9 protein-coding genes are annotated in these 9,472 nt (G+C 67.4%); all 9 read right to left on the bottom strand.

Annotated features, from left to right (window positions below):
* Window positions 1-9 precede the first annotated feature (9 nt).
* Window positions 10-843: a phosphoenolpyruvate hydrolase family protein gene (locus tag DSD19_RS05050; protein WP_113668753.1), complete on the bottom strand. Its 834-nt coding sequence runs from the start codon at window positions 841-843 to the stop codon at window positions 10-12.
* Entirely contained in the window at window positions 843-2,039 is a 1,197-nt protein-coding gene (locus DSD19_RS05055) for a Tm-1-like ATP-binding domain-containing protein (RefSeq protein ID WP_113668754.1), read from the bottom strand. The genes DSD19_RS05050 and DSD19_RS05055 overlap by 1 nt, the downstream gene beginning before the upstream one ends.
* Before the next feature lie 212 nt (window positions 2,040-2,251).
* On the bottom strand, window positions 2,252-3,211 hold the full coding sequence (locus DSD19_RS05060) for an ABC transporter ATP-binding protein (RefSeq protein WP_113668755.1): 960 nt from the start codon (window positions 3,209-3,211) through the stop codon (window positions 2,252-2,254).
* Window positions 3,208-4,188 (bottom strand): ABC transporter ATP-binding protein, encoded by a 981-nt coding sequence (locus tag DSD19_RS05065; RefSeq protein WP_075785929.1) that lies wholly within the window; start codon window positions 4,186-4,188, stop codon window positions 3,208-3,210. The genes DSD19_RS05060 and DSD19_RS05065 overlap by 4 nt, the downstream gene beginning before the upstream one ends.
* A gap of 4 nt (window positions 4,189-4,192) precedes the next feature.
* Entirely contained in the window at window positions 4,193-5,098 is a 906-nt protein-coding gene (locus DSD19_RS05070) for an ABC transporter permease subunit (RefSeq protein ID WP_075785930.1), read from the bottom strand.
* Window position 5,099: 1 nt separating this feature from the next.
* On the bottom strand, window positions 5,100-6,107 hold the full coding sequence (locus DSD19_RS05075; protein WP_075785931.1) for an ABC transporter permease subunit: 1,008 nt from the start codon (window positions 6,105-6,107) through the stop codon (window positions 5,100-5,102).
* Window positions 6,108-6,219: 112 nt separating this feature from the next.
* A complete protein-coding gene (locus DSD19_RS05080) occupies window positions 6,220-7,815 on the bottom strand; it encodes an ABC transporter substrate-binding protein (protein WP_113668756.1) in 1,596 nt (531 codons plus the stop codon).
* Window positions 7,816-8,033: 218 nt separating this feature from the next.
* On the bottom strand, window positions 8,034-9,182 hold the full coding sequence (locus DSD19_RS05085; RefSeq protein ID WP_207802416.1) for a sodium ion-translocating decarboxylase subunit beta: 1,149 nt from the start codon (window positions 9,180-9,182) through the stop codon (window positions 8,034-8,036).
* Between the two features lie 13 nt (window positions 9,183-9,195).
* Window positions 9,196-9,472 (bottom strand): biotin/lipoyl-containing protein (locus DSD19_RS05090; RefSeq protein WP_133260358.1); only part of this gene is annotated, 277 nt, incomplete at its 5' end.

Consider the following 9,472-nt stretch of genomic DNA (forward strand, 5'->3'; position numbering starts at 1 on the left):
CCTCCCTTGTCAGCCTCGGGTGATGGTCTTGAACCGCCGCGTCTGGTCGATCAGCGCGGTTTCGGTCGGCAGCCGCTCCATGCTGGAGGCGCCGTAGAAGCCGTGGCAGTCGGGCGCGTTCGACAGCACATAGGTCGCGTCCTCGGGCATCGAGATCGGCCCGCCATGGCACAGCACGATGATGTCCTTGCGCACGCTCAGCGCGGCCTCGGCGATGGACTGGACCTTGACCGCGCTGTCTTCCAGCGAGATCGCGGTATCGGCCCCGATGGCGCCGCCCGTGGTCAGCCCCATATGCGCCACCACGATATCGGCGCCCGCCTCGGCCATTGCCCGGGCCTGATCGGTGTCGAAGACATAGGGCGTCGTCAGCATGTCCTTGGCGCGCGCCAGCGCCACCAGATCGACCTCGAGCCCGTAGCCCATGCCGGTTTCCTCAAGGTTCTGGCGAAAGGTGCCGTCGATCAGCCCGACCGTCGGGAAGTTCTGGATGCCCGAGAAGCCGATGGCCTTCAGCTGGTCCAGGAACGGATCGAAGTTGCAGAACGGGTCGGTGCCGTTCACGCCCGCCAGAACCGGGGTGGTCTTCGTCACCGGCAGCACCTCGCGGGCCATCTCGACCACGATCTCGTTGGCATTGCCATAGGCCAGAAGCCCGGCCAGCGAGCCCCGGCCCGCCATCCGGTAGCGGCCCGAATTGTAGATCACGATCAGGTCGATGCCGCCGGCTTCCTCGCATTTGGCCGAAAGGCCGGTGCCCGCGCCGCCGCCGATGATCGGGCGGCCCTCGGCGATCATGCCGCGGAATTTCTCCAGCAGATCCTTGCGTTCGAACCGGGCCATCAGGCGATCTCCTTCCAGTGGATGTACAGCGCGTCCGAGAACGCGGCGTCATTGATGTTGTGGGGCAACCGGATCAGGCGGCGGTCGGGCGTCTGCTCGACCGTGGCCTCCAGGGCCGCGAACAGCGCGCTGCGGGCGTCGATCAGCTCGAAGGGCATGCCCGGCGCGTCCAGCATCGACACCCCGCCCTCGGGCAGCAGGAAGCGCACCGGACCCTTGCAGGCATTCAGCCGGGCGCCGATCCATTCGCCCATCTGGCGGCATTCGTCGGGCGTGGTCCGCATCAGGGTGATCTGCGGGTTGTGCTGATAGAACTGCCGGTGGGCATAGCGGTCGGGGACCGAAGATCGGGGTCCGAAATTGACCATGTCGAGCGCGCCGCAGGACCCGACATAGGGAATGCCGGTGCGGGCGATGGCGCCCAGCCGGTCCTCGGTCGCGGCGAGGATGCCGCCGAACAGCAGATCGCAGATCTCGGTCGTCGTGGTGTCGATGACCGACGAGATCATGCCGGAATCGACAAGCTTTTCCATCGCCTGTCCGCCGGTGCCGGTGGCGTGGAAGACGATCGGGTCGACCTCGGCCCCGAGCCGGTCGGTCAGATGCGTGACGCAGGGCGTGGTGACGCCGAACATGGTCAGCCCGACGGCGGGGCGGTCGTCGCCCGCCGCCTCGGGCGCGGCCTGTGCCATGCCCGCGATGGCCCGGGCGGCATTGCCGAGGATCACCCGCGAGATCCGGTTCAGCCCGGCGACGTCGGTCACCGAAGGCATCATGGTGATGTCGGAGGGGCCGACATAGGGCGCCACATTGCCCGAGGCCAGCGTCGAGACGATCAGCTTGGGCACACCCACGGGCAGGGCGCGCATCCCGGGCGCCGCCAGCGCCGTGCCGCCCGACCCGCCCAGCGAGATCATCGCGCCGATATCGGCGCGGGTCGCGACGAAGGCCTCGAAGGCCGCCGCCATTCCGGCAACGGCCGTGCCGCGATCTCCGGTCATGACCGCACCCGTCCCCTCGGGATGGCAGGCGGCCACCTCGGCCGGGGTCACATCGGCGCCGCTGCGATGCCCGGGCGAGGTCGAGAGGTCGACCTGGACGACCTCCAGCCCCTGATCTGCCACCAGCCCGGCGACATGCGCAAGCTCGCGGCCCTTGGTGTCGAAAGTGCCGACGACGAATACCTTTTTCGCCACCTCGTTCTCCCTTTTCTTGCCGGGAGGCCGTCCCACCTCCGGGCTTCATCCGTTCGGATTGTCAAATGGTTAACATAGCCGTCCGGACGTTCCAAGCGATGCCGGGCGCGCCGGGGCCGCCCGGCGGCCGCCAGGTGAAAATGTCGCGCGAGGTGCAATTGAGCGGGCGGGTGCGGTCGCCCGCCCGGACTCTGCATCGCCGTTTTGTCGGGTCAGAGGCCTTCGGGGAAGAAGCAGGCCGCGGCATGGGGGGCGCCGGTCAGCTCGGGCCGGTCCTGGCGGCACCGGTCCTGCGCCTTCCAGCAGCGCGGCGCGAAGGGACAGCCCGCGGGGATCGCCAGCGGCGAGGGCAGCTCGCCCTGCAGCTTGATCCGTTGCCGCGCGGGGTCGGGTTCGGTCGAAGGCGTCGCCGACAGAAGCGCCTTGGTATAGGGATGGCGCGGATTGGCGAAGACGTCCTCCTTGGTCCCGAACTCAACCGGGCGGCCGAGATACATCACCATCACCTCGTCGGCCACGTGCCGGACCACCGACAGGTCGTGCGAGATGAAGAGATAGGCCAGATCCATCCGTTCCTGCAGATCGAGCAGCAGGTTCAGCACCTGGCTCTGGATCGACAGATCCAGCGCCGAGACGGGTTCGTCCAGCACCAGCAGCTTGGGTTCCAGCATCAGCGCGCGGGCGACCGCGATCCGCTGCCGCTGCCCGCCCGAGAACATGTGCGGGAAGCGGTCGTAATGCTCGGGGCGAAGCCCGACCAGCCGCATCATCTCGCGCGCCTTCTCGGACCTGTCCTTCGCGGACATGTCGGGGCGGTTGATCTTCAGCGGTTCCTCGAGGATCGTGCCGATCCGGTGGCGCAGGTTGAGCGAACCGTAGGGGTCCTGGAACACGATCTGCACGGTCGAGCGCAGCCCGCGCCAGTTCTCGGGCGTCGCGGCCTTGCCATCGAGCGTCAGCGCGCCGCCCGTGGGTTCCTCGATCAGCGTCACCAGACGCGCCAGCGTGGACTTGCCGCAGCCGGATTCGCCCACGACCGCCAGCGTCTTTCCGGCCGCGATCGAAAAGCTGGCTTCGGACAGCGCCTTGACGGTGGCGGGCTTCGAGAAGAGCCCGCCGCCGACCTCGTAATGGCGGGCGAGGTGATCGGCGACGACGACAGGTGCGGTCATCGGGCGGCCTCCGTGGCGGCGGTGTCGAGCGGATAGTGACAGCGGGCGATCCCCAGCGCGGGCGGCTGCACCGGCGGGGGGCTGTGGCGGCAGGTGTCGTCGGCGAACCGGCAGCGCGGCGAGAAGAGACAGCCCTCGGGCCGGTCGAACTGCCCCGGCACGACGCCCGGGATCGTCGGCAGCCGCCGTTCGGTCGCGCGTTCGGGCAGGGCGGCCAGAAGCGCTGCGGTATAGGGGTGGTGCGGGGTCTCGAACAGCGCGCGGACGGGCTGTTCCTCGACCTTCTGGCCGGCATATTGCACCTGCACCCGCTGGGCGGTCTCGGCGACGACGCCCATGTCATGGGTGATGAGGATCAGCGCCATGCCGGTGCGTTGCTGCAGGCCCTGAAGCAGGTCGAGGATCTGCGCCTGGATCGTGACGTCCAGCGCGGTGGTGGGTTCGTCGGCGATCAGCAGGCGCGGCTGGCAGGCCAGCGCCATGGCGATCATCACCCGCTGGCTCATGCCGCCCGACAGCTGGTGCGGGAAGGCGTTCAGCCGTCGTTCGGGATCGGGGATGCCGACCATCTCCATCAGCTCGATGGCGCGGGCATGGCGCGCGCGGCGGTCGAGCTTGAGGTGCTGGCGCAGCGTCTCCTTGATCTGGAACCCGGCGGTAAAGCACGGGTTCAGCGAGGTCATCGGCTCCTGGAAGATCATCGAGATGTCGCGGCCGATCACCTGGCGGCGCTGGCGGGCGGTCAGGCGGCGCAGGTCGGTGCCGTCGAAGCTCATCTCGTCGGCGGTGATGCGCGCGGTCCAGGGCAGAAGCCCCATCAGCGCCATCATCGAGACCGACTTGCCGGACCCGCTTTCGCCGACAATGGCGAGGATGTCGCCCGTGTCGACGGTCACATCGACCCCGTCGACGGCCCGGAACGGGCCGCCCGCGGTCGAGAACTCCACCGAAAGGTTGCGGATGGACAGGAGCGCCATGGGATCAGCTCCGCTTCAGTTTGGGATCGAGCGCGTCGCGCAGCCCGTCGCCCATCAGGTTGATCGACAGCACAGTGATCAGGATCGCGAGGCCGGGGAAGGTCACGACCCACCAGGCGCGCAGGATGAATTCGCGGGCCTCGGCCAGCATCGTGCCCCATTCGGGCGTCGGCGGCTGCGCGCCCATGCCCAGAAAGCCCAGGGCCGCCACGTCGAGGATCGCGTTCGAGAAGCTCAGCGCCATCTGCACGATGATCGGCGCCAGGCAGTTCGGCAGCACGGTGATGAACATCAGCCGCCCCAGCCCCGCGCCCGCGACCTTGGCCGAGGTGACATAGTCGCGGGTCCGCTCGCTCATCACCGCGGCGCGGGTCAGGCGCACATAGTGGGGTTGCAGCACGACGGCGATGGCGATCATCGCGTTCAGAAGCGTGGGTCCGAGGATCGCCACCAGCACCAGCGCCAGCAGAAGCGAGGGGAAGGACAGGATGATGTCCATCAGCCGCATGATGACGGTGTCGAGCCATTTCGGCGCGAACCCCGCGACCAGCCCGATCAGGATGCCGGTCGAGGCGGCCAGCACCACGACGACGAGGCCCACGAAGAAGGAATAGCGCGCTCCGTGCAGGAGCCGCGAGAGGATGTCGCGGCCCAGCGGGTCGGTGCCCAGCGGAAAGCTCCAGCTGCCCTCGGCGGTCCAGAACGGCGGCAGCAACGTGTGGTCGCGGAACTGCTGGGTCGGGTCGTGCGGGGCGAAGATGTCCGCGCCCAGCGCCAGCACGACGAAGAAGGCGAAGACGTAAAGCCCGATCACGGCGCCGCGGTTCTCGCGGAAATAGCGCCAGAACTCCTTCAGGCGGCCGGGGCGGTGATGGGGTGCGCGGGGCGCATCGGCGGTCGCGTCAACCATGTCAGCGTTTCCGGATCTTGGGATTGATGACGCCGTAAAGCAGATCGACGATCAGGTTCACGATCATCACCATGCCGGCGATCAGCAGCAGGCCGCCCTGCACGACGGGGTAGTCGCGCCGGTAGATGCTGTCGACCATCCACTTGCCGATGCCGGGCCAGGAAAAGATCGTCTCGGTCAGGATCGCGCCCGCCAGCAGCACGCCGACGGAAAGCCCGATCACCGTCACCACCGGGATCAGGGCGTTGCGCAGGGCATGCAGGCCGCTGACCCGGATCGGGGCCAGACCCTTGGCGCGGGCGGTGCGGATATAGTCCTCGCCCAGCACTTCCAGCATGGCCGACCGGGTCTGCCGCGCGATCACCGCCAGCGGGATCGTCGCCAGCACGATCGAGGGCAGGATCAGGTGATCGACCGCCGAGGCGAAGGCGCCCTTCTGGCCCGACAGAAGCGAATCGATCAGCATGAAGCCGGTCGTGTCGGGGAAGTAGTACAGAAGGTCGATCCGGCCCGAGACCGGGGTCCAGCCCAGGTTGCCCGAGAAGACGATGATCAAGAGCAGCGCCCACCAGAAGATCGGCATCGAATAGCCCACCAGCGCCGTCGACATCAGCGCCCGGTCGAAAAACTTGCCCCGGTTCACCGCGGCGATCACGCCCGCGGGGATGCCGAGGCAGATGGCGATGACGATGGCGCAGAGCGACAGCTCGACGGTGGCCGGGAAGAGGGCGAAGAACTCGTCCCAGACCGGCTTCTTGGTGACGTAGCTCATGCCGAGATTGCCGTGCAGGATACCGGTCAGGTAGTCCCAGAACTGGACGATCAGCGGCTGGTCGAAGCCGAACTGTTCGCGCAGTTCCTGATAGCGGGCCTCCGACAGGCCGCGTTCGCCCGCCATGACGATGATCGGATCGCCGGGCAGGACGCGGATGAAGGCAAAGGAGATCAGCGTGACCCCGATGAAGGTCGGGACGAAGGTGAGAAGTCTTGCGAGGAAAAACTTGAGCATGTTGGGAAAACCCGTGTCAGCTCTGGGGGCGGGCGTGTGTCATGGCCGCGCCCATTGCCCTGAGAGGCGGGGCTTGTAAAGCCCCGCCGCCTATTTTTCGATCAATCTGCGATCAATTTTCGAGGCTGACCTCGGTGAAGATGTGCAGCCCGAGCGGGTGGACCTTGTAGCCCTGCACCTCGTCGCGCATCGGCATGAAGACCTTCGAATGCGCGATGGTGGCCCAGGGGGCCTGCTCCTTGAAGATGACCTGAGCCTCTTCGTAAAGCTTGGCGCGGTCGGCCTGGGTCGGCAGGGTCTTGGCCTTCTGGATCAGGTCCTCGAAGGGCTGATAGCACCATTGCGACCGGTTCGCCCCGCCGACGCCGTCACAGCTGAGCAGCGTGGCCAGGAAGTTGTCCGGGTCGCCGTTGTCGCCGGTCCAGCCCAGCAGCACCGCGCCGTCGCGGTCCACGTCTTTCGAGCGGTCGAGATATTCGCCCCATTCATACGACACGATCTCGGCCTTGACCCCGACCTTCTCGAAATCGGCCTGGATCAGCTCGGCCATGCGGCGGGCGTTGGGGTTGTAGGGCCGCTGCACCGGCATCGCCCAGACCTTCATCGACAGATCGGTGACGCCCTCGGCCTCCAGCATCGCCTTGGCGGCTTCGGGATCGTAGGCATCGTCCTCGACCGCGTCGTTATAGCTCCACATGGTCGGCGGGATCGGGTTCTTGGCGATCTCGCCCGAGCCCTGGAACACAACGTCGATGATGGCCTGCTTGTCCATCGCCATGTTCAGCGCGCGGCGCACCTTCGGATTGTCGAAGGGCGGCTGCTGGGTGTTGTAGGCCATGTAGCCCACGTTCAGGCCTTCCTGCTCCTGCACGGTGATGCCGTCCTCGGACTTCATCGCCGCGACATCGGCGGGGTTCGGGAAGGGCATGACATGGCATTCGCCCGCCTTCAGCTTCTGGTAGCGGACCGAGGCGTCGGGGGTGATCGCGAAGATCAGGTTGTCGAGCTTCGGCAGCCCCTCGCGGTAGAAGCCCTCATGCTTGCGGTACCGGATCACCGCGTCTTTCTGATAGGCGACGAAGGCGAAGGGGCCGGCACCCAGCGGCTGCTGGTTCAGCATGTCGGGCGTGCCCGCATCCAGCAGCTGATCGGCATATTCCTTGGACATGATCGAGGCGAAATCCATCGCCATGTTGGCGATGAAGGGGGCCTCGGGCCGGGTCAGCTTGAAGGCGACGGTCAGGTCGTCGACCTTTTCGATGCTCTCGATCAGGTCGGGCATCGACATGGCGTTGAAATATTCGAAGGTGCCGCCCGAGGCGTCGTGGAAGGGGTTCTCGGGGTCGAGCTGGCGCATGAAGCTGAAGATCACGTCATCGGCGGTCATGTCGCGCGTCGGCGTGAAGAAATCGGTGGTCTGGAACTTGATGCCCGGCCGCAGATGGAAGGTGTAGGTCTTGCCGTCCTCGGAGATGTCATAGCTTTCGGCAAGCCCCGGGATCACCTCGGTGGTGCCGGTCTTGAACTCGACGAGGCGGGCATAGACGGCCTGTCCGGCGGCGTCGAAGGTCGTGCCCGAGGTATAGAGCGCCGGGTCGAACCCTTCGGGCGAGCCCTCCGAGCAATAGACCAGCGTCTGTTGCGCGGCGGCGGCCGTGGCCATGGTCAGCGCAAGCGCCGAGGTGGTGAGAAACGTGTGTAGGGTCATTTTGTACCTTTCATGGGATCCCGGCACCCTGTCCCATCAGTCATGCCGGTGATCTGTTCGTTGTCGAAGGCCCCGACAGCAAATCCGGTTGCGGCCGGGCGGTCAACGGCAACTTGCCGGGCCGGACGCAAAGGCAGGCGGGATTGCCCGCCGGTTGGCAAGGGGCCAGCGAAAACGGCGGGGCGGCAGCGCCCCGCCTGCGACAAGAGGCCTCTGCTTCAACCGGCGTACTGGGCGATGAAATAGCCCGCGACCACCGCCGTGCCGATCACGCCCGCCACGTTCGGGCCCATGGCATGCATCAGAAGATAGTTGCCCGGGTCGGCGCGCTGGCCCTCGATCTGGCTGACGCGGGCGGCCATCGGCACCGCCGAGACCCCGGCAGACCCGATCAGCGGGTTGATCTTGGTGCGGCTGACCAGGTTCATCGCCTTGGCCATCAGCACGCCCGCGGCGGTGGCGATCCCGAAGGCGATCACCCCGAGCCCGAGGATCTTCAGCGTGTCGGCATTGAGGAACCGCTCGCCGGTCATGGTGATCCCGACCGAGGTGCCCAGCAGGATCGTCACGACATTGATCACCTCGTTCTGCGCGGCCTTGGCCAGACGCTCGGTCACCAGGCTTTCGCGCAGCACATTGCCCAGCATCAGCATCCCGATCAGCGCCGAGGCCGCGGGCACCAGGAGGATCACCACCACCGTCACCAGCCCGGCGAAGATCAGCTTTTCCAGCCGCGAGACCGGGCGCAGCGACTGCATCCGGATCTTGCGTTCGGCCTCGGTGGTCAGGGCGCGCATGATCGGCGGCTGGATCAGCGGCACCAGCGCCATGTAGCTGTAGGCCGCGACCGCGATGGGGGCCAGGAGATGCGGCGCCATCTTGTTGGCCAGAAAGATCGAGGTCGGCCCGTCGGCGCCGCCGATGATGCCGATGGCGCCTGCCTCCTGCGGGGAAAAGCCGATCAGCGTGGCCCCGAGGAAGGTGGCGAAGACCCCGAATTGCGCCGCGCCCCCCAGAAGCAGCGTGCGCGGATTGGCGATCAGGGGCCCGAAATCGGTCAGCGCGCCCACGCCCAGGAAGATCAGCGGCGGGAACAGCTCGAGATCGACGCCGAGCGAGATGTAATGGAACAGCCCCCCCGCCACGCCGTCGCCGGGCGGGTTCACCAGCCCCTCGGTCGGCAGGTTCGCCAGCAGGGCGCCGAAGGCGATGGGCACCAGCAGCAGCGGCTCGAACTTGCGGAAGATGGCGAGGTAGAACAGCCCCGCCACGATCAGCCACATCACCGCCATCTGCCAGGTGACATCGGGCAGGGCGGTCATGCCGACAAGGCTTTCGAGCCGGGCGCTCAGCGGATCGGGCTGCATCGGACGCGCCTCCTCAGGACAGCACCAGCAGGACCTGCCCCTCGGTCACGGTCGCGCCGGGGGCCACGTGAAGCGCGCTGACGGTCCCGGCCTGCGGCGCGCGGATATCGGTGTTCATCTTCATCGCCTCCAGCACCAGCAGCGGATCGCCCGCGGCGACGCTCTGGCCGACCGACACCGCGACGCTGACCGTGGTGCCCGCCAGCGGGCTCAGCACCGCGCCGGGCTCGGCCGGGGCTGCGGGGGCGGCGGCGGCGGCCGGGGCGGTCGCGCGCGGGGCGGCTGCGGGG

The sequence above is a fragment of the Rhodovulum sp. BSW8 genome (genome assembly GCF_003314725.1).
GTDB classification, from domain to species: domain Bacteria; phylum Pseudomonadota; class Alphaproteobacteria; order Rhodobacterales; family Rhodobacteraceae; genus Rhodovulum; species Rhodovulum visakhapatnamense.